Origin of the sequence: Caballeronia humi, assembly GCF_001544475.1 — a bacterium.
Lineage (GTDB): Bacteria > Pseudomonadota > Gammaproteobacteria > Burkholderiales > Burkholderiaceae > Caballeronia > Caballeronia humi.
Genome location: NZ_FCNW02000016.1, coordinates 23,570 through 43,352 on the forward strand (window position 1 = coordinate 23,570; position 19,783 = coordinate 43,352).

Genomic DNA, 19,783 nt, shown 5'->3' on the forward strand with positions numbered 1-19,783 from the left:
TTCGCCTTTCGCTGCTCTTTCGGCTGCGGATCGAAGACCGGGACGTCGTTCGTTAATTCATCGGTCGCATTCACCGGTTAAACTCGACGCCCCGGTCTTCGCCGCTTCCACCATTCGTTGGTTCCTAGCATGCACACGGTAGTTCTCGGCTGGTTCGGCGGGTCAGTCGTCTGGTTTCTCCCTCTCTTGTGGCGACTCGTCAAATCGATACTCCCCAGTGGCGACGGCCTGCGCGGCCCCGGCACGATCCGCCTTTGGCTCGGGTTTTTCTGCGTGCTGCTCGCGAGCGCGGCGCTTGAAAGCGCGCTTGCCGGCTCGTTCGAGGCGACGGCTGGCGTCAATCGGGTTGGGTATGCGCTTGCGGGTGCGCTTGCCGGACTCGGTGGAAAAACGGGTGCCGCTGCGATCGCGGCCATCGTGTTCTTTGTGAGTCTGCCGTGGCTGTGCGATTTTCAATGGCGCTCGTTCATGGGCTGGGCGAACGGCGCGTTCGGGCTGGGAGTGAATCCGGAGTGGTTCGAGGCGCGGGAGAAAGCGCCGAAGGAGAAGGTTTCGCGGGAAAAGCCGTCGCGCCAACACAGTCAGCAGCGCTCCCTCGGTGAATCGGGATACCGGGTAGGCGGCATTCCCGGCCGCACCGCACACGACGCGCCGACGCTCGGCCTGCCCACGGCTACGAACCGCGAAGGCGGACGTTATCAGCGTCCGACCGTGTGGCGACCGCCCGCGATCCGGCGCGGTGAAGTGAAGAAGCCTGACGGCTCTGGCAATCGCACGGCAAATGGTCGGGAGGCTGCGGCGGGGCGCGGAGTTTCACGTGAGTTCGCGGAACCGGTGGCGCCGGTTGGTTGGCTCGGCGAGGGCGCCGGCGAGCGTGCGGGAGCGTCGAAAGGGGCGGGGTCTGGCAGTGCGTCGCAAGGGTTGGGCTCAGCGCGCAATGTCGCCGCGGCCGCTGGGACCGCGTCGCGTACGACGGTCGCGGCAAACGCACAGGTGTCGCGGTCGTCGGCGCAACGGGCGGCAGCGACGGGGCTGGCCGATAGTACTGTTGCAACGAGCAGGACATCAGGGGCTTCGGCTGGGCAACGCCCGCCGGGGTTGTCTCGGCCCGTCAACCCGGCAGGACCACCTCCCGAGCCCGCCACGATTCAGGCAACGCTACGCTCGATAGAAGAGACCGCCGCGATGTGGACTTCGCTCGCGAGTCCGAGCCCCGCTCGCAGGCATGAGTCTCAAGAGCGACGCGCAGGTCCGAACGAAAGCGCACCTGAAGCACAGCGCGCGAGCGATTCGGCGGCGATGCGCAACGCAAGCGAAGCGTCCACAGCCAACAGCGTGAAGCAAGTGAGTACGACGCCTGACGTGACCGAAGCGTCGCAAGCAGCGAGCAAGCCGCCGACTTCCAATGTTGGCCCATCAAGTGCGATACCTATGCAAGGTGCCGCACCGAACGCTCCGAGGGACGGAGAAAGTCTGTCGAGCACCACGCCGCGCGGGTCAAGTACGTTCAGCGCGAGCACGTCGGCCATGACTGGCGACCCACACGCCGCGGCTCCTCAATCGTTTTCGGATGCTCAGTCGATCCCTGCGCAGAACACAGCGCCTGCGCCTGAAATTGAAAGCGCGGCGCCGACTTCGCACGCTCCGCTGATTACACCGCAAACGCCTGCGCGTGACTCATCGATTCCGTCCGCGGAATCGTTCGTGCCGCAACAAGCCGCTGAGCCGCAAAGCACTAGCGGTGGGCAAGCTGTATCGCCGACAGAAAAAGCCTTCTCGGCAGCGTCTACGCAGGCGCCGGCTTCGAACGCGGACATCGCACCGTGGTCGCCCCCCGTCCCGGCGCCGGAGCTCAACTGCCCTGCCCCGTCGCTTCCTGACGACGAAATCCCAGCCCCGACCTCCAACGTCGTCCGCTTCCCCATCGCAGCACCCGCGGCACCGGAGCAGGAAACTCCGCCCCGCCCGCCCATCCGCGGCTTCACCCCGACCGAATTCGAATTCCACGCGCCCACCGCTTCGGCCGTAGAACTCCCCGGTTTCGACCTCCTGGAACGCGCCTCCGACGAAATCGAGCCCGTCACGGAAGCGCGCCTCGCCGAAACCAGCCAGCTGATCGAACAGCGCCTGCAGGAATTCAAGGTCCCGGTGACTGTCGTCGGCGCATCGGCGGGGCCGGTCATCACGCGCTTCGAAGTCGAGCCGGCGCTCGGCGTGCGCGGCAGCCAGATTGTCGGGCTGATGAAAGACCTGTCGCGCGGACTCGGCCTCACGTCGATCCGCGTCGTCGAGACGATTCCCGGCAAGACCTGCATGGGCCTCGAGTTGCCGAACGCGCAGCGCCAGATGATCCGTCTCTCCGAAATCCTCGAAGCCGACGTCTACCGCAACTCCAGGTCGCACCTGACGATCGCGATGGGCAAGGACATCGTCGGCAATCCGGTCGTGACCGATCTCGCGCGCGCGCCGCACATGCTCGTCGCGGGCACGACCGGCTCGGGCAAGTCGGTCGCGGTCAACGCGATGATCCTGTCGCTGCTCTACAAGTCGAAGCCCGAGGACGTGCGCCTCATCATGATCGACCCGAAGATGCTGGAGCTTTCCGTCTACGAAGGCATTCCGCATTTGCTCGCGCCGGTCGTCACCGACATGAAGCTCGCCGCCAACGCGCTCAACTGGTGCGTCGGCGAAATGGAGAAGCGCTACCGGCTGATGTCGGCGGTCGGCGTGCGCAATCTGCAGGGCTTCAACCAGAAAGTGCGCAACGCCGACGCCGCCGGCAAGAAGCTCACCAATCCGTTCTCGCTCACGCCCGACGCGCCCGAGCCGCTCTCCACGCTGCCGATGATCGTCGTCATCATCGACGAACTCGCCGACCTCATGATGGTCGCCGGCAAGCAGATCGAGCAGTTGATCGCGCGGCTCGCGCAGAAGGCGCGCGCGGCCGGCATCCACCTGATCCTCGCGACGCAACGGCCATCGGTCGATGTGATCACCGGCCTCATCAAGGCGAACATTCCGACCCGCGTGGCGTTTCAGGTGTCGTCGAAGATCGATTCGCGCACGATTCTCGACCAGATGGGCGCCGAGTCGCTGCTCGGCGCCGGCGACATGCTGTTCCTGCCGCCGGGCACGGGCTACCCGCAGCGCGTGCACGGCGCGTTCGTCGCCGACGACGAAGTGCATCGCGTCGTCGAGTATCTGAAGCAGTTCGGGGAGCCGGAGTACGAGGAAGGGATTTTGTCGGGGCCGGCGTCGGAGGGCGCGTCGCAGGATCTGTTCGGCGAGGCGCCCGACGCCGAAGCCGATCCGCTCTACGACGAAGCAGTGTCGTTCGTGCTGCGCACGCGGCGGGCGTCGATTTCGTCGGTACAGCGGCAGTTGCGCATCGGCTACAACCGCGCGGCGCGGCTCGTCGAGCAGATGGAAACCGCTGGCCTCGTCTCGCCGATGGGCAACAACGGCAATCGCGAAGTGCTCGCGCCCGCGCAGCCGGAATGAGGAACGGCGCGTTTCACCACAGCCGCAACTTGCGCAAAAAGGCGAGCGTGCCCGCCGCGCACACCACCATCACCGTGATCACGACCCAGAACGAATGCGGGCCGTGCGTCCCCGGCAACCCCGCGACGTTCATCCCGAAAATGCCGGAAATGAGCGTCGCGGGCATCAGCAACGCGGACATGATCGCGAGCCACAGCAGCTTGCGATTGATATCCTCGGAAAGCAGCGCGGCGATCTCGTCCTGCAGCAGCTTCGCGCGTTCGTAAAGCCCCTCCAGCCCGGAACCGAGTCCGTTCAGCACCTGGATCGCCTGGATCAGCGCTTCCATCGAGCGCGGCTCGGCCCATTCGAGCCGCCGCGTCACGAGTTGCGTGAGCGCGTTGCGCTCGGGATCGATGAAGCGTTTCACCTCCACCAGCCGCCGCCGCTGTTCGCCCAGCTCGGCGCGCCAGCTCGAATGGCGGCCCTCGAGCACGCCCTCCTCCACGTCATCCAGCCGGTCGCCGAGTTCGTCGATGCGGTCCGCGAACGTCTCGTTGAGCGCGCGGATCAGCCCCGCGAAAAGATCGACCGTATCGCGGAAATACGCGCCTTCGAGCACCGCGTGGCGCAGCCGGTCAGTCGATTGAAGCGGCTGCGCGCGCACCGTGATCATGCGATGGCTGTCCACGTAAAAGCGCAGCGCGCCCGTCGCGCGTCGCGACGCGCGCGCCGCCGGATCGGCTTCCGTCGTGGCCGTTGGAGAAACGGCCGCGCGCTCCACGTCGGCCACGACGCCATACATGAAGTTCGAGCCCATGTGCACGCGCGGACGCTTGTCCTCGCCATTCAGGAACTCGCGCGCGACGTCCGGCATCGACGTGACGCCGGTCAGCCAGTTCTCGACGGTGTCGTCGTTGGCGCTCAGGTGCAGCCACGTCGGGCCGGTCCCGGCGATCTCCGAGCGCGCCTCGTCCCACGAGAGGCGCACGGCTTGCGGCCCGGAGAGCCGGAACGCGCTGATGAAGCCGGCCGGCACCGGACGGGTGCGGTCGGAATCGTCGGGCTTTGCTTGGGTGTTCAACGTTTTATTCCTTACAAACTTCTCGGCTTTTACAACGGCGAAACCAGCTTGAAATCCACCGGCGAGCCGATTTCGAGCCGCTTAGGATCGGATGCGAGCGCGCCCGTCTGCGGATCGCGGCGGAAGAAGTAGACGCTGTCGCTCTCCTGATTGCCGACGATCAGCCAGCGCCCGCTCGGATCGATCGTGAATTCGCGCGGCGTCTTGCCGAGCGTCGGCTGGCGGCCGGTCAGCTTCAGCCTCCCGTTCGACGAATCGACAGCGAAGGTCACGAGTTCGTTGGCGTCACCGCGATTGGTCGCGTAGAGGAAGCGCCCGTCCGGCGACAGATGCAGCGCGCCGCCGCCGATTTTGCCCTTGAAGCCGGGCGCGGTCATCGGCAGGGTCTGAACCTGCGTGAGCTTGCCATCCCGATAATCGAAGACCACAACTGACGCGTTCATCTCCGTCGTCAGATAGGCGTGCGTGCCGCTTGCGTCGAAAACGAGGTGACGCGGGCCAGCGCCGGGCTTGACGGTCGTGTAGCGGTTGTCGGTCGGGCCGAGCAGGCCGCGGCTTCCGTCTGGCGTATAGCGGTAGGCGTAGAGCTTGTCCGCGCCGAGGTCCTGCGCGAAGAGATAGCGGCCGTCGGGCGAGAACACGGTCGAATGGACATGCGAGTTGTCCTGGCGGCCCTTCACCGGACCGCCGCCCTCGTGGTGCACCGTCAGCACGGAGGACGCGACTTCGCCGTTCGCCTTGACCGGCAGTACGGCAAAGCTGCCGCCGGGGTTCGCCGCGACCGAGTAGTTGGCGGTCAGCAGATAGCGGCCGTCGGGCGAAATCGCGAGATAGCAGGGATCGTTGCCGTCCGCCGAGACTCGGTCGAGGAACGAAAGCTGGCCGCTTTGCGGATCGAAGCGGAACGCGCTCACGCCGCCGCGCTGCGACGCCGGGCCGTTGTCGCCCGGCAGTTCGTTGACGGCGTACACGTACTGGCGGTCGCGGCTCACGACGAGATACGACGGATTCACGGTCTTCGCAGACGAAAGCCGCGTGAGTTCGCCGTTGCGCGTATCGAAGCGATACACGTAGATGCCTTCGCTCTTGCCGCTGCCGGTGTAGGTGCCGATCAGGAGGTCGTAGACGCCCTCGCCTGACGCCGCCGCCGGGGCGGCAGACGACGCATTCGTTGCAGCGGGCGTCTGCGCGAACGCCTGCGTTGCGGCGAGCGAAAGGATCAGCGCCAAACCTTTCATCCACACGACGGGCTTGCAAGATTGATGCGGGCGGCATTGCATGTGTAACCTCCTGATCGTCTGTTTGCGGCTTGTTTTCAGGTTATGTTGTCGCTGGCGGATTTCTTGCGACGCCGACACCGTATCACCGATCGGCGTGGGCCACGTCCCATGCTCCGCCGTCGCGCCGCAGAAGTCACACCACGAAAGTCATACCAACAAAAGGAGTTGCGATGAACATTCACCTGAGCCTGGGCCCGCTGGTTTCCCTCATCGCAGGGGTTCTCATTCTGATCATGCCGCGGCTGCTCAGTTTCATCGTCGCGATCTATTTGATCGTGATCGGTCTGATTGGTCTCTTCGGAATGGGAGGGGCGCATTTCTGACGGCGTCAGCGTGTCGCCGTTGCGCGTAAGCTTGGCGCTTGAATGCAAAAACGAGCAGGACCGACGTTCGTCGGTCCTGCTCGTCCGATTGTGCTTGCAGGATCAGCCGTTGGCGAGCTGATCGAGTCGCAGGCGTCCCTGCAGCGAGAGGCCGCCGACGCAAATCCCGCCGACGCCGTAGGTATAGCGCGTAAAGCAGGCGCGCTCGGTCAGAAAAGCCGCCGCCGTTTCCATGGCGTTACGGGAAAGCCCAAGGTTTTTGTAGTCGAGCGGAAGCAGCGAGTCGGTGTCGGAGACACGGCTCGCTGCGGAAAGTATCGCGATGCAGTCGGCTTTCGACGGGGTGAGCATGGGTTTCTGTTCCTCGAAAACGATACGCTGAAGACGGAATTGTCCAAACGACGATTTGAAGACCAGCGATGCGCCGCCGTATAAAACTCGTGAAAATCGAAGCCCGAGGCAAGCGCATGAGAAGCGGTTTGAAGCGGCACGGACCACGCGAAAAGTTCGAACGCCGCGTGCGGAAAAGATTCCAGGCCAATCTTCATTCTAAAGGTCTGTCCATTTATTTTCCAAGCTGCAAATGCATGATTTCGCGGCTTAAACCGGTCCGGCGATTGCGTGCTCGCGTGCCGAATCCGAACGATTGCGGCAGAATGCGCGTCGAAAGGCGTTTCATCGCATCGGCGCGCTGCGCAGCCGGTGTGTCGGACCATCCGCGGCGCGGTATCGCGCGCCGCCACCAGCGAGGCCTTCTCCCCCATGCCCTCACCGATTGAAGACTACGCCATGATCGGCGACGGCCATACGGCCGCGCTCGTCGCCCGCAACGGCTCGGTCGACTGGCTCTGCTGGCCGCGCTTCGATTCCGGCGCCTGCTTCGCTGCGCTCCTCGGCACGCCCGAGAACGGCCGCTGGCTGATCGCGCCCGACCTGCCGCCCGATGCCGCCGAACCCGTCATCAAGCGTCGCTATCGCGGCGACACGCTGATCCTCGAAACCGATTTCGAGACGCCCGACGGCGCCGTGACCGTCATCGACTTCATGCCGTCACGCAACGGTCATTCGGAACTCGTGCGGATCGTGGTCGGCCGGCGCGGCACCGTGCCGATGAAAACTGAACTCGTGCTGCGCTTCGACTACGGTTCCACGATTCCGTGGGTCTGCCGTCTTTCCGACGACAGCGGCATCCGCGCCGTCGCGGGCCCGGATCTCGCGGTGCTGCGCACGCCCGTGGATCTCGTCGGCGCGAACATGAAGACGGTCGCGAATTTCACCGTCAAGGCCGGCGAGCGCGTTCCCTTCTCGCTCTGCTACTCGCTTTCGCACCTGCGCGTGCCGCCCGCGCACGATCCGCATACGCAACTCGCTCGCACCGAGAACCACTGGCGCGAATGGTCGGCGCAAAGCGATCTGCAGGGCAAATGGGCGCCCGCGATCCGCCGCTCGCTGATTACGTTGAAAGCGCTCGCCTACGAGCCGACCGGGGGCATCGTTGCGGCGCCGACGACGTCGCTGCCCGAACAGCTCGGCGGCACGCGCAATTGGGACTATCGATATTGCTGGCTGCGCGACGCCACGATCACCCTGCTCGCGATGATGCGCGGCGGCTATTACGACGAAGCCCGCGCCTGGCGCGCGTGGCTCGGCCGCGTGATGGCGGGGTCGCCGGAGCAGGTGCAGATCATGTACGGCATCGCGGGCGAGCGGCGTCTGCCGGAGTGGATCGTCGACTGGCTGCCGGGCTATGAAGGCGCGCAGCCGGTGCGCGTCGGCAACGGCGCGGTCAACCAGTTGCAGCTCGACGTCTACGGCGAAGTGATGAACGCGCTGCATCTCGCGCGCGTCGGCGGCCTGCAGAGCGACGAAACCGCATGGTCGATCCAGTGCGCGATGTTGAAGCACCTCGAAACCGTCTGGCAGGAACCCGACGAAGGCATCTGGGAAGTGCGCGGCGGGCGCCAGCACTTCACGTTTTCGAAGGTGATGGCGTGGGTCGCGTTCGACCGCGCGCTCAAGTCGGCGGAAAAGTTCGACTTGCCCGGCCCGCTCGATCACTGGCGCGAGCTGCGCGCGCAGATTCACGCGGATGTGTGCGCGCGGAGCTGGAACGCGTCGATGAACTCGTTCGTGCAAAGCTACGACGGCGATTCGCTCGATGCGAGCCTTCTCCTGATCCCGTTGCTCGGCTTTTTGCCGCCGAACGATTCGCGTGTGACCGGCACCGTACATGCAATCGAGACCGATCTCACCCATGATGGACTGGTGAAGCGCTACCACACGACGGAAACCGACGATGGCTTGCCGCCGGGAGAAGGCACGTTTCTCGCTTGTAGCTTCTGGCTGGTCGACAATCTGGCGCTGCAGGGCCGGCTCGACGAAGCGGTCGAGATGTTCGAGCGTCTGGTCGGTCTGGCCAATGACGTCGGGCTTTTATCGGAGGAATACGACACCGTGGCGAAGCGTCTTGTCGGTAATTTCCCACAGGCGTTTTCCCACGTTGCACTCGTGCATACCGGTATGAACCTGATGCGGCACGAGCAGGACATCGCCCGCGCGACGGGCCAGCCAGCGAGTCAGCACGATCGTCCGGCTGAAGCAGGCGAACCCGTCGAAAGCCAATCGTAAAGCAATGTTTCTTCGGGGAATTCGCCAGTTGCCCTCAAGGATTGTTGCGTTGCACAATAACGTTTAGTTAGCTATTATGCGGAAGAAATTCCGACCGGCCGTCCGGTTACGGGCCTGCGAAACAAGCAAGATTTACAAGATTCGCAAGTTCTCCTCCGATCGGCCGACAACCAGGGAGTCGGGCAGTACAGCAGCAACGCGAAGTCGCCGTGCAAGCGGCCACGATGCGGAACACGCAGAATCATTGACTGCCGTAAGAGGCTAATCGCCGGGCGCAACACCGCGAGAATCGCGGGTAGAAAGCGTCACCGGTTTTATGCGGGGCAAACATGCTCTACCAATTTCACGAATTTCAGCGAGCCATGCTGTACCCCCTTACAGCATGGGCTCAGGCGGCATCGAAATCGTTTGTGAATCCGGCCAGTCCGCTCGCTTACGTACCGGGCTCCAGCCGTTTCGCCGCCGGATACGAACTGCTATACCGCCTCGGCAAAGACTACGAGAAACCTGAGTTCGAGATTCACCAGATCGAGAAGAACGGCCACAAGATTCCGATCGTCGAACAGACGGTCGTCGAAAAGCCGTTCTGCCGGCTGCTTCGCTTCAAGCGATACGCCGACGACAGCATGGCGGTCAGCAACATGAAGGACGAGCCGGTCGTACTGGTGTGCGCGCCGCTCTCGGGCCACCACTCCACGCTATTGCGCGACACCGTCAAGACATTGCTGCAGGATCACAAGGTCTATATCACCGACTGGATCGACGCTCGCATGGTCCCGTTCGAGGACGGCGCGTTTCATCTGGACGATTACGTCGAATACATTCAGGAATTCATCCGCCATATCGGGGCGTCGGATCTGCACGTGATTTCCGTGTGTCAGCCGACCGTGCCGGTGCTCGCCGCGATTTCGCTGATGGCGAGCCGCGGCGAAGACACGCCGCGCACGATGACGATGATGGGCGGCCCGATCGACGCGCGCCGCAGCCCGACGTCGGTCAATTCGCTGGCGAACGAGCACTCTTACGGGTGGTTCGAGAACAACGTGATTTACACGGTGCCGGCAAATTATCCAGGGGTCGGACGCAAGGTTTACCCGGGATTTTTGCAACATGCGGGCTTCGTCGCGATGAATCCCGAGCGTCACTTGACCGCGCACTGGGACTTCTATCAGAACCTCCTGCGCGGCGACGATGAAGACGCCGAGCAGCATCGCCGCTTCTACGACGAGTACAACGCCGTCCTAGACATGGCCGCCGAGTACTACCTCGAGACGATCCGCATCGTGTTCCAGGAATTCCGTCTGGCCGAAGGCACGTGGGACGTGAATGGCGAGCTCGTGCGTCCGCAGGACATCAAGAACACGGCACTGTTCACGATCGAAGGCGAACTCGACGATATCTCCGGCAGCGGCCAGACACGCGCCGCGCACGACCTGTGCACGGGCATCCCGGTGAAGAACAAGAAGCACTTCACGGCGGAGAAGGCTGGCCACTACGGCATCTTCTCGGGACGCCGCTGGCGGACGATGGTCTATCCGCAGTTGCGCGAGTTCATCCTCGAACACGACAAGACGCCGAAGAAGGAAGCTGTTCTCGCCTGACGCTTCCCGAAAAAAGAACGCCGCGCTCCTCAGGAGCGCGGCGTTTTTCATTGCACCTTCGAATGCTTACTTGCGCATCAGGTATGCGAGCAGTAACTCGGTATTCATCCGTACCATGTCTCCGCGTTGATCGGCCTGACTGAAGTCGAGCCCGAAAGTCGCCTCCAGCGTGAAGCGGTTCGACACGATGTAATACCCCAGCCCCGAAAGCGTCACGTAGAACTTGAGCGGATCGACGTCGTTTCGAAACAGTCCCGCCTTTGCGCCGCGCTCGAGAATGCCCGCGAGTGTCGCGACTACCGGCGATATCAATTCACGTATACGCGTTGATCCCTTGATATATCTCGCCTCGTGCAGATTTTCGTTATTAATCAGGCGAAGCAATTCAGGGTGATCGCGATAATAATCCCAGACGAAATGCGCGAGCCGCGTCATTGCTTCGACGGGCGCGATGCCGTCGAGGTCGAGTGAGCGCTCGGTGTCCACCAGCGCGCCGAACGCGTGTTCAAGCACAGCGGTGAACAACTGCTCCTTGCTGCCGAAGTAGTAGTAGAGCATTCGCTCGTTGGTTTCGGCGCGACGGGCAATCTGGTCGACGCGGGCGCCGAACAAACCGCCGGCTGCGAACTCATCCGCGGCGGCTAGCAAAATGCGGCGGCGGGTGCCTTCTGGATCTCTTTTGATTTTCGGCTGATTCATGGTCGCATGATCGAGAGCCGCGTTATCCGGATAGCGTCACGCGGCCCATTTCAGGGATACGTGACGGGAACGGGCGCGCCAAGGTTATTGGGGAACACCGTCCTGCGGTCAATCGGAAAAGCGCTCTGATTATGCGCACATCGATTGCCTATTGGCAATTGGGAATGTAAGGGAATTGGGAGATAATGCCGCCTTTAGACCGAGCACGGACGTACGAGTCCGCGCCGCCTCCTCGCAGTATTCCGACATCGGCGCGTCGATGCCCGCCAGCGGGTCGCATGACCGGCGATGCCGCCCTCCCCAAGCCGTGAACGTGACCGCAACCGCTCCAAAGACGCTCGCAGATCGCATCGAAGATCTGCTGCCCCAGACGCAATGCACCAAGTGCGGCTATCCCGCATGCCGCCCTTACGCCGAAGCCATCGCGGCGGGCGATGCCAGCTACAACCAGTGTCCGCCGGGCGGGTTCGAAGGCGTCGCGCGGATTGCGCGGCTCGTCGGCAAGCCAGTGATTGCGCTCAATCCGGAGAACGGCGTCGAGCGTCCGCGGCCGCTCGCCGTGATCGACGAGAACGTGTGCATCGGCTGCACGTTGTGCATGCAAGCGTGTCCCGTCGATGCGATCGTCGGCGCGGCGAAGCAGATGCACACGATCATCCCCGAGCTTTGCACCGGCTGCGATCTGTGCGTGCCGCCCTGCCCCGTCGATTGCATCGCGATGATTCCGGTCACCGGTGAGCTGACCGGCTGGGACGCGTGGTCGCAAGAACAAGCCGATGCCGCGCGCAACCGGCATGACCAGCGCATGGCGCGCCTTGCGAAAGAACGCGAGGCGGCGGAAGCGCGCGCCGCCGCGAGGCAGGCGGCGTCCAGTGCGGCTGAGGCACCTGAAGCGCCGGCGCCCGTAGCCGACGACGCCGAAGCCAAAAAGCGCGCGATCATCCAGGCTGCGCTCGAACGCGCGCGCAAGAAGAAGGAAGAGCTTGCAAAGGCCGGTGCCGCGCCGAAGAACACCGAGCGCGTGAGCGCCGAGGTGCAGGCGCAGATCGACGCCGCCGAGGAACGCCGCCGCCGGCTGGGCCTTCAAAGCGACGCAGCGCCCGCGAAGCCCGCGCACAACGACTCCGACCACTGAGCCGCCGTCCGATGAACCCGAAAAAGCGCCACGCGATCTTCGAGACACTGCAAAGCCTCAACCCGCATCCGACGACCGAGCTCGAATACACGTCGCCATTCGAATTGCTGATCGCGGTGCTGCTGTCCGCGCAGGCCACCGACGTCTCCGTCAACAAGGCGATGCGCAGGATGTTCCCCGTCGCCAATACGCCTGCGAAGGTGCTCGCGCTCGGCGAGGAAGGCGTCGCCGAATACATTCGAACGATCGGGCTTTATCGCACGAAGGCGAAGAACGTGATCGCGACGTGCCGCATTCTCATCGACCAGTATGGCGGCGAAGTGCCCGACGATCGCGAGGCGCTCGAATCGCTGCCGGGCGTCGGGCGCAAGACGGCGAACGTGATTCTGAACACGGCGTTCGGCCATCCGACGATCGCCGTCGATACGCATATCTTCCGCGTCGCGAACCGCACGGGGCTCGCGCCCGGCAAGGACGTGCGCGCGGTCGAGGCGGCGCTGGAAAAGTTCGTCCCCGAGGCGTTCCTGCACGACGCGCACCACTGGCTGATTCTGCACGGCCGCTACGTCTGCAAGGCGCGCACGCCGGAGTGCTGGCATTGCGCGATCGAGCCACTCTGCGAGTACAAGCCGAAGACGCCCGCGCCAGTGCTTTAAGCGGAGAACCTGTGCCGCGCCTTAAAATGACGGTCTGATATCTGATTCCCCGGAAACCTGCCGTATGTTCGATCCCAGCCGCGACGAAGTTCGTCAATTCTTCACCGAAACCTGGCGCAAGCAGCGCGCGGGCGAAATCCTGACGCCGCTGGAAAGCATCGCCGCCGACTGGGTCACCGAGCATCCGGAATATCAGCAGGAACTCGCCGATCCCGAATCGAAACAGGCCGACTACTCGCCCGATCGCGGCCAGACCAATCCGTTCCTGCACCTGTCGATGCATCTCGCGATCAGCGAGCAGTTGTCGATCGACCAGCCGCCGGGCATACGCCGCGCGCACGAGAAGCTGGTCGCGCGACTCGGTTCGACCCACGACGCGCAGCACGCGATCATGGAATGCCTGGGCCAGATCATCTGGGATGCGCAGCGCACGAACACGCCGCCGGACACCGACGCCTATCTCGCGCTGATCGAACGGCGCGCGTCGCGAGACTAAGTCCCCTTAATCAGCGCCCCAAACGACAACACCCCGCAGAAGCGGGGTGTTGTCGTTCAAAAGCCTGAAAACGGAGCCTATTTCTTCAAAACCAAAGTTCCCTTCAGCGATTCGATATAAGCCGAAAGATCCTTCAGATCGCTCTGCGACAGGTTCTGTACCTGCGCGGACATGATCGCGTTGCTGCGCCCGAAGTTCGGATTGCCGTTGCCCATCTGGTACTGGCGCAGCGCCCAGTAGATATACGTCGCGTGCTGGCCCGCGAGCTTCGGGTACTCGCCGCTCACCGGCGCGTTGAGGTTCGGGCCGTGGCAGGCCTGGCAATTGTGGCTGTCGGAGAGCGCCTTGCCGTTGGCGATGTCGGCGGCGTGCGCCGCGTGCATCGACGAAAGACCGATCAGCGCCGCCGCGCATGCTGTCTTGAACACCGTAGGGAGTGCCTGAGAGGCTTTCATGAATTCTCCTATCCCGCGAAATTTGATTGCCGAGTGACTGGCGCCGGAACCTGGCTGGGTCTTCTGCGCGCGGATCACTTGTCGGGATTGTTCTTCGAAGAGGGGGTTTGGGCGGCGTAGTACGCGGCAATGTCGGCGATGTCCTGATCGGTCAGCGACGCGGCGATGGCACGCATCGTGTCGAAGTGGCGGTCGCCCTTCTTGTACGCGTGCAGCGCGTTTTCGATGTACTTGGCGTTCTGGCCGCCGAGCATCGGGACGTTGTAGACCTCGGGATACGCCGTGCGGTAGCCCGGAATGCCGTGGCAACCGATGCACATCGCTACCTTGCTCTCGGCCGCCTTCGCGTTGCCGACGACATCGGCCGACGCCTGGGTCGCGAAGCCGGCGAGGCCCGACAGCGCTGCGATCACGGCACATTTGCCGATGAATTTGTTCATAGCTTCTCTAACCTAGCATGAGGGGAAATCCGGCGCGCCCGATGTCCGACAGAAGGGCCACGGCCCGCATCGAGTGCATCACGACCTTCTCGGGACGCTCGTCTCTCTACTGTTTCTTTTGCTCTAGCCACGCAGGCCAAAAAAATCGCGCTAATTGTACCGCGCGACCCACCATGCGTCCACCGGACGGGGGTGCGCGCGATTTCGCGCCCTGCGTCCGGATGCCGCAGGCAAGCGGCCGCGCGCGAAACGCAAACCGGCTTCCGAGACCGCTCGCCGTGCGAGTAACAGCGCGGCTCACAGCATAAGCGCCGCGCGTCCATGACAACAGCCCATCTGACTTATACTGGGTTTTTTTGCCTACCGGATTCCTTGCCATGCGTTTCGAAGGCTCATCGCAGTACGTCGCCACCGACGATCTCAAGCTCGCGGTCAACGCCGCGATGACGCTGCAGCGTCCGCTCCTCATCAAGGGCGAACCCGGCACCGGCAAGACGATGCTCGCCGAGGAAGTCGCAGCCGCGCTCGGCATGCCGCTCCTGCAATGGCACATCAAGTCGACGACGAAAGCGCAGCAGGGCTTGTACGAATACGACGCGGTTTCGCGCCTGCGCGATTCCCAACTCGGCGACGAGCGCGTGAAGGACATCCGCAATTACATCGTGAAGGGCGTGCTGTGGCAGGCATTCGAGGCCGACCAGCAGACCGTGCTCCTCATCGACGAAATCGACAAGGCCGACATCGAATTCCCGAATGACCTGTTGCGCGAACTCGATCGCATGGAGTTCTACGTCTACGAGACGCACGAGCTCGTGAAGGCAAAGCACCGGCCGCTCGTCATCATCACGTCGAATAACGAGAAGGAACTGCCCGACGCGTTCCTGCGCCGCTGCTTCTTCCACTACATCAAGTTCCCCGAGCCGTCGACGATGAAAGAGATCGTCGAGGTGCATTTTCCGGGCATCAAGCAGGAATTGCTCGCCGCCGCGATGCAGAGCTTCTTCGAGTTGCGCAACGTGTCGGGGCTGAAGAAGAAGCCGTCGACGTCCGAACTGCTCGACTGGCTGAAGCTCCTGCTCGCCGAAGAAATTCCGCCCGAGGCGCTGCGCTCGACCGACCAGAAGCAGATCGTGCCGCCGCTGCATGGCGCGCTCCTCAAGAACGAACAGGACCTGAATCTCTTCGAGCGCCTGCTTTTCATGAACCGCAACAACCGTTGATCGACATCGAGGAATCGAACGCATGAACCGCTGGATCGAACCCGTCACGCTCGAAGGACAGCACGTCAAGCTCGTTCCGCTTTCGCTCGAACACGAAGCGGCGCTCGAAGCCGCCGCCGCCGACGGCGAATTGTGGAAGCTCTGGTACACGAGCGTGCCCGCGCCCGGCGCCACGCGTGCGTGGATCGACGCCGCGCTCGCGATGCGCGATAACCTCGGCGCGCATCCGTTCACCGTGATCGATGCGAAGACGGGCGACGTCGTCGGATCGACGCGGTACTTCAACGTCGAAGCGGCGCATCGGCGGCTGGAAATCGGGCATACGTGGTACGCGAAGCGCGTGCAGCGCACGGCGCTCAACTCCGAAGCGAAGCTGCTGCTGCTTTCACACGCGTTCGAGAAGCTGAGCGCAATCGCCGTCGAGTTCCGGACGCACTTCATGAACCACCAGTCGCGTGCGGCGATCGCACGGCTCGGCGCGCGGCAGGACGGCATCCTGCGTAATCACCAGATCGGCAAGGATGGCGCGTATCGCGATACCGTCGTGTTCTCGATCATCGAATCGGAGTGGCCGGCCGTGCGGATTCATCTCAAGCACCGGCTGGAAAGCTGAGGCGAACATCATGCTGATCGACTTCTTCTACTCGTTGCGCGGTGCGAAGCTGCCGGTGTCGGTGAAGGAATACCTGACGCTGCTCGAAGCGCTCAAGGCGCAGGTGATCGCACCGTCGCTCGATGAGTTCTACTTCCTCGCGCGCATGACGCTCGTCAAGGACGAGAAGTACTTCGACAAGTTCGATCAGGCGTTTGGCGCGTATTTTCACGGAGTGGCGGCGCTCGATGAAACCGCGTTCGACGTCCCGCTCGACTGGCTGAAAAAGCGCATGGAGCGCGATTTCACGCCCGAGGAGAAGAAACAGATCGAAGCGCTCGGCGGCCTCGACAAGCTGATGGAGCGCCTGAAAGAGCTCTTCGACGAGCAGACCGGGCGTCACGAAGGCGGCAGCAAGTGGATCGGGACGGGCGGCACGTCGCCGTTCGGGCACGGGGGATACAACCCGGAAGGGATTCGCATCGGCGGGGAGTCGTCGGGCAATCGCACGGCGGTGAAGGTGTGGGACGAGCGCGCGTATCGCGATTACGACGATCAGGTCGAGATCGGCACGCGCAATATCAAGGTGGCGCTGCGCCGCCTGCGCCGCTTCGCGCGCGAAGGCGCGGCCGAAGAACTCGATTTGCCCGACACGATCCGCAGCACGGCCGCGAACGCCGGCTGGCTAGACATCAAGATGGTGCCGGAGCGCCATAACAACGTGAAAGTGCTGATGCTGCTCGACGTCGGCGGATCGATGGACGATCACATCAAGCGCGTCGAGGAACTGTTTTCGGCGGCGAAGGCCGAGTTCAAGCATCTCGAATTCTTCTATTTCCACAACTGTGTCTACGACTATCTGTGGAAGAACAACCGGCGTCGCCACGGCGAGCGCACGCCGACCTTCGACGTGCTGCACAAGTTCACACCCGACTACAAGCTGATCTTCGTCGGCGACGCGACGATGAGCCCCTATGAAGTGCTGCAGCCGGGCGGATCGGTGGAGTACAACAACGCCGAGGCGGGCGCCGTGTGGCTCAGGCGTCTCGCCGACCAGTTTCCGCATCACGCGTGGCTCAATCCGGAGCCCGAGCGGCTGTGGGAATACCGGCAGTCGATTTCGGTGATCCGGCAGGTGCTCGGCAACCGTATGTACGGCCTCACGCTCGCGGGCCTCGAAGCGGCGATGCGGGCGTTGTCGAAGTAGGCGGGCAAGCGCATTGCCGCCTTGCGAACGGAGCGCGTAACATGCGCGCTTTTCCTCGACGCTGCTCCCCGCATGTGCAACTCCACTGCCCTCTCGCCTTTCTCCGATACCTCGGTGTCGGCTGTCGTCGCCGGCTTCGTCGCGATGATGACGGGCTACACCAGTTCGCTCGTGCTGATGTTTCAGGCGGGCCGCGCCGCGCATCTCACCGACGCGCAGATTTCCTCATGGATCTGGGCGCTGTCGATCGGCATGGCGGTTTGCACGATCGGACTCTCGCTGCGATACCGCGCGCCGATCGTGATCGCGTGGTCGACGCCGGGCGCCGCGCTCCTCGTCTCGTCACTGCCGAACGTCGCGTATGCGGAGGCGATCGGCGCGTTCATCGTCTGCGCCGTGCTGCTTACTCTCGTCGGCCTCTCCGGCCTCTTTGACACGATCATGCGACGGATTCCCGCCGGCATCGCGTCGGCGCTGCTGGCGGGCATCCTGTTCGAGATCGGCATCGAGATTTTCCGCGCGGCGCAGTTTCAGACGGCGCTCGTTCTCGCGATGTTCTTCACGTATCTAGTCGCGAAGCGCCTCGTGCCGCGCTACGCGATTCCCTTGACGCTCGTCGCCGGAATCGCGGTCGCGGGCGCGCTCGGGCTGCTCGATTTCAGCCGCTTTCACGTCGCGCTCGCGCGGCCCGTCTTCACGATGCCGGTGTTTTCGATCGCGGCGGCGGTCAGCATCGGCATTCCGCTTTTTGTCGTGGCGATGGCGTCGCAGAACGTGCCGGGTGTCGCCGTCCTGCGCGCCGACGGCTACACGACGCCCTCCGCGCCGCTCATCGCGACCACCGGGCTCGCGTCGCTCGTGCTCGCGCCGTTCGGCTCGCACGGCGTGAATCTCGCGGCGATCACGGCGGCGATCTGTACCGGCCCCGAAGCGCACGCCGACCGCTCGAAGCGCTACATGGCAGCCGTCTGGTGCGGTATTTTTTATCTGCTCGCGGGTGTTTTCGGGGCAACGATTGCCGCTTTGTTCGCCGCGTTTCCGAAGGCACTGGTCGTCTCGGTCGCGGCACTCGCGCTGTTCGGCTCGATCATGAGCGGTCTCGCGAACGCGATGCACGACGCGCGCCAGCGGGAGGCGGCGCTCGTCACGTTCATGGTGACGGCTTCGGGCCTGACGCTCCTTTCTATCGGGTCGGCATTCTGGGGCCTGGTCGCGGGCGTGTTGACGCAGATCGTGCTGAACGCCCGCCGCGCCTGAGGGCAAGACTGATACTGAAAGCGTCGCGCAATCTTCACACGATGAACGCATGCTGACGGCACGGGTCGAACCGATGCCCGTCGCGCGGGTATCAGCGCGAACCGCGCACGCAGGAATAGAATGACTACAGGGCGCGCCGTGCGAAACGCACGGCGTCGCGACCGATGTTCAACGCGGCCATCCGCATCCTTGACAAGGCGCCACCGCGCCGACGACTCGATATGACAACCGCTCTCGACCAGCTCAAGCAGTACACCACCGTCGTCGCCGATACGGGCGACTTCCAGCAACTCGAGCAGTTCAAGCCGCGTGACGCGACGACCAACCCGTCGCTGATCCTGAAGGCCGTCCAGAAGGACGACTACAAGCCGCTGCTCGAAAAGACCGTGAAGGAGCACGCGGGCAAGCCGGTCGGCCAGATCATCGATCATCTGCTGATCGCCTTCGGCACCGAAATCCTCAGGATCATCCCCGGCCGTGTATCGACCGAAGTTGATGCGCGCCTCTCGTTCGACACCAAGAACTCGATCGCGAAGGGCCACGAGCTCATCAAGCTGTACGAAGACGCCGGCATCAAGCGCGAACGCGTGCTGATCAAGCTCGCGTCGACCTGGGAAGGCATCCGCGCGGCCGAAGTGCTACAGAAGGAAGGCATCAACTGCAACATGACGCTGCTGTTCGCACCCGCGCAGGCCGTCGCTGCCGCCGATGCGGGCGCCAAGCTGATTTCGCCGTTCGTCGGCCGCATCTACGACTGGTACAAGAAGTCGGCGGGCGCGGAATGGGACGACAAAAAAATGGGCGGCGCGAACGATCCGGGCGTGCAATCGGTGCGCAAGATCTACGCGTACTACAAGAAGTTCGGCTACAAGACGGAAGTCATGGGCGCGAGCTTCCGCACGGTGAGCCAGATCACGGAACTGGCCGGCTGCGACCTGCTGACGATCAGCCCCGATCTGCTCAAGAAGCTCGCGGAAAGCAACGACACGGTCGAGCGCAAGCTGTCGCCGGAAGCGGTGGCGAACGATTCGATCGACAAGATCGCCGTCGATGAACCGAGCTTCCGCTTCGCCGTCAACGACGACGCGATGGCAACAGAAAAGCTCGCGGAAGGCATCCGCACCTTCGCCGCCGATGCGATCAAGCTCGAAAAGGTGATCGCGGCGCTGCAATAATCATCACTTGATTGGCAAGAACCAGCGGCTCCGAAGCGTCATCGTTTCGGAGCCG

At 63.5% G+C, this 19,783-nt stretch carries 18 protein-coding genes; 12 read left to right on the plus strand and 6 right to left on the minus strand.

All coding sequences use genetic code 11. From position 1 onward, the window contains the following. Window positions 1-129: 129 nt before the first annotated feature. A complete protein-coding gene (locus tag AWB65_RS38020; RefSeq protein ID WP_087668172.1) occupies window positions 130-3,501 on the plus strand; it encodes a DNA translocase FtsK in 3,372 nt (1,123 codons plus the stop codon). Window positions 3,502-3,514: 13 nt separating this feature from the next. On the opposite strand, the gene AWB65_RS16435 is transcribed toward AWB65_RS38020, so the two are convergent. Next, the gene (locus AWB65_RS16435) at window positions 3,515-4,564 is read right to left on the minus strand and encodes a transporter (RefSeq protein ID WP_087668173.1); all 1,050 of its coding nucleotides are present in this window, start codon (window positions 4,562-4,564) and stop codon (window positions 3,515-3,517) included. Window positions 4,565-4,593: 29 nt separating this feature from the next. Beyond that, window positions 4,594-5,844: a lactonase family protein gene (locus tag AWB65_RS16440; protein ID WP_087668174.1), complete on the minus strand. Its 1,251-nt coding sequence runs from the start codon at window positions 5,842-5,844 to the stop codon at window positions 4,594-4,596. A gap of 170 nt (window positions 5,845-6,014) precedes the next feature. Between AWB65_RS16440 and AWB65_RS16445 the strand changes: the two genes are divergently transcribed. Next, on the plus strand, window positions 6,015-6,167 hold the full coding sequence (locus AWB65_RS16445; RefSeq protein ID WP_087658454.1) for a DUF3096 domain-containing protein: 153 nt from the start codon (window positions 6,015-6,017) through the stop codon (window positions 6,165-6,167). Between the two features lie 102 nt (window positions 6,168-6,269). Here AWB65_RS16445 and AWB65_RS16450 read toward each other — a convergent pair whose 3' ends face one another. Continuing rightward, a complete protein-coding gene (locus AWB65_RS16450; RefSeq protein WP_087668175.1) occupies window positions 6,270-6,518 on the minus strand; it encodes a hypothetical protein in 249 nt (82 codons plus the stop codon). Window positions 6,519-6,929: 411 nt separating this feature from the next. On the opposite strand from AWB65_RS16450, the gene AWB65_RS16455 reads away from it, so the two are divergent. Both AWB65_RS16455 and AWB65_RS16460 read left to right on the plus strand, forming a co-directional pair. After that, window positions 6,930-8,795: a glycoside hydrolase family 15 protein gene (locus AWB65_RS16455; RefSeq protein ID WP_087668176.1), complete on the plus strand. Its 1,866-nt coding sequence runs from the start codon at window positions 6,930-6,932 to the stop codon at window positions 8,793-8,795. Window positions 8,796-9,124: 329 nt separating this feature from the next. Beyond that, window positions 9,125-10,396 carry a polyhydroxyalkanoate depolymerase gene (locus AWB65_RS16460; RefSeq protein WP_087668177.1) on the plus strand — a complete coding sequence of 424 codons (1,272 nt, stop codon included), beginning with the start codon at window positions 9,125-9,127 and terminating at the stop codon, window positions 10,394-10,396. Between the two features lie 66 nt (window positions 10,397-10,462). Here the strand turns inward: AWB65_RS16460 and AWB65_RS16465 are convergent, their stop codons facing one another. Then, window positions 10,463-11,095, minus strand: coding sequence for a TetR/AcrR family transcriptional regulator (locus tag AWB65_RS16465; protein ID WP_087668178.1), 633 nt, complete (start codon window positions 11,093-11,095; stop codon window positions 10,463-10,465). Window positions 11,096-11,408: 313 nt separating this feature from the next. On the opposite strand from AWB65_RS16465, the gene rsxB reads away from it, so the two are divergent. The 3 genes from rsxB (at window position 11,409) to AWB65_RS16480 (ending at window position 13,382) form a co-directional block, all read left to right on the plus strand. Then, on the plus strand, window positions 11,409-12,230 hold the full coding sequence (gene rsxB / locus AWB65_RS16470; protein ID WP_235007648.1) for an electron transport complex subunit RsxB: 822 nt from the start codon (window positions 11,409-11,411) through the stop codon (window positions 12,228-12,230). 11 nt (window positions 12,231-12,241) lie between these two features. Then, window positions 12,242-12,886 carry an endonuclease III gene (nth, locus tag AWB65_RS16475; RefSeq protein WP_087668180.1) on the plus strand — a complete coding sequence of 215 codons (645 nt, stop codon included), beginning with the start codon at window positions 12,242-12,244 and terminating at the stop codon, window positions 12,884-12,886. Window positions 12,887-12,950: 64 nt separating this feature from the next. After that, complete coding sequence (locus tag AWB65_RS16480; RefSeq protein ID WP_087668181.1) at window positions 12,951-13,382, plus strand: DUF1841 family protein; 432 nt, start codon at window positions 12,951-12,953, stop codon at window positions 13,380-13,382. 77 nt (window positions 13,383-13,459) lie between these two features. Here AWB65_RS16480 and AWB65_RS16485 read toward each other — a convergent pair whose 3' ends face one another. Next, window positions 13,460-13,837 (minus strand): c-type cytochrome, encoded by a 378-nt coding sequence (locus AWB65_RS16485; protein ID WP_087668182.1) that lies wholly within the window; start codon window positions 13,835-13,837, stop codon window positions 13,460-13,462. Window positions 13,838-13,911: 74 nt separating this feature from the next. Beyond that, the gene (locus AWB65_RS16490; protein WP_087668183.1) at window positions 13,912-14,277 is read right to left on the minus strand and encodes a c-type cytochrome; all 366 of its coding nucleotides are present in this window, start codon (window positions 14,275-14,277) and stop codon (window positions 13,912-13,914) included. A gap of 377 nt (window positions 14,278-14,654) precedes the next feature. On the opposite strand from AWB65_RS16490, the gene AWB65_RS16495 reads away from it, so the two are divergent. The 5 genes from AWB65_RS16495 to tal all read left to right on the plus strand — a co-directional run bounded on the left by AWB65_RS16495 (window position 14,655) and on the right by tal (window position 19,728). Continuing rightward, window positions 14,655-15,497 carry an AAA family ATPase gene (locus tag AWB65_RS16495; RefSeq protein WP_087668184.1) on the plus strand — a complete coding sequence of 281 codons (843 nt, stop codon included), beginning with the start codon at window positions 14,655-14,657 and terminating at the stop codon, window positions 15,495-15,497. 22 nt (window positions 15,498-15,519) lie between these two features. Continuing rightward, window positions 15,520-16,110, plus strand: coding sequence for a GNAT family N-acetyltransferase (locus tag AWB65_RS16500; RefSeq protein ID WP_087668185.1), 591 nt, complete (start codon window positions 15,520-15,522; stop codon window positions 16,108-16,110). 10 nt (window positions 16,111-16,120) lie between these two features. Continuing rightward, a complete protein-coding gene (locus tag AWB65_RS16505; RefSeq protein ID WP_087668186.1) occupies window positions 16,121-17,296 on the plus strand; it encodes a vWA domain-containing protein in 1,176 nt (391 codons plus the stop codon). A gap of 72 nt (window positions 17,297-17,368) precedes the next feature. Continuing rightward, window positions 17,369-18,553 (plus strand): benzoate/H(+) symporter BenE family transporter, encoded by a 1,185-nt coding sequence (locus AWB65_RS16510; protein ID WP_087668187.1) that lies wholly within the window; start codon window positions 17,369-17,371, stop codon window positions 18,551-18,553. A 221-nt stretch (window positions 18,554-18,774) separates the two neighbouring features. Further along, the gene (tal, locus tag AWB65_RS16515) at window positions 18,775-19,728 is read left to right on the plus strand and encodes a transaldolase (RefSeq protein WP_087668251.1); all 954 of its coding nucleotides are present in this window, start codon (window positions 18,775-18,777) and stop codon (window positions 19,726-19,728) included. The last annotated feature ends 55 nt before the right edge of the window (window positions 19,729-19,783 follow it).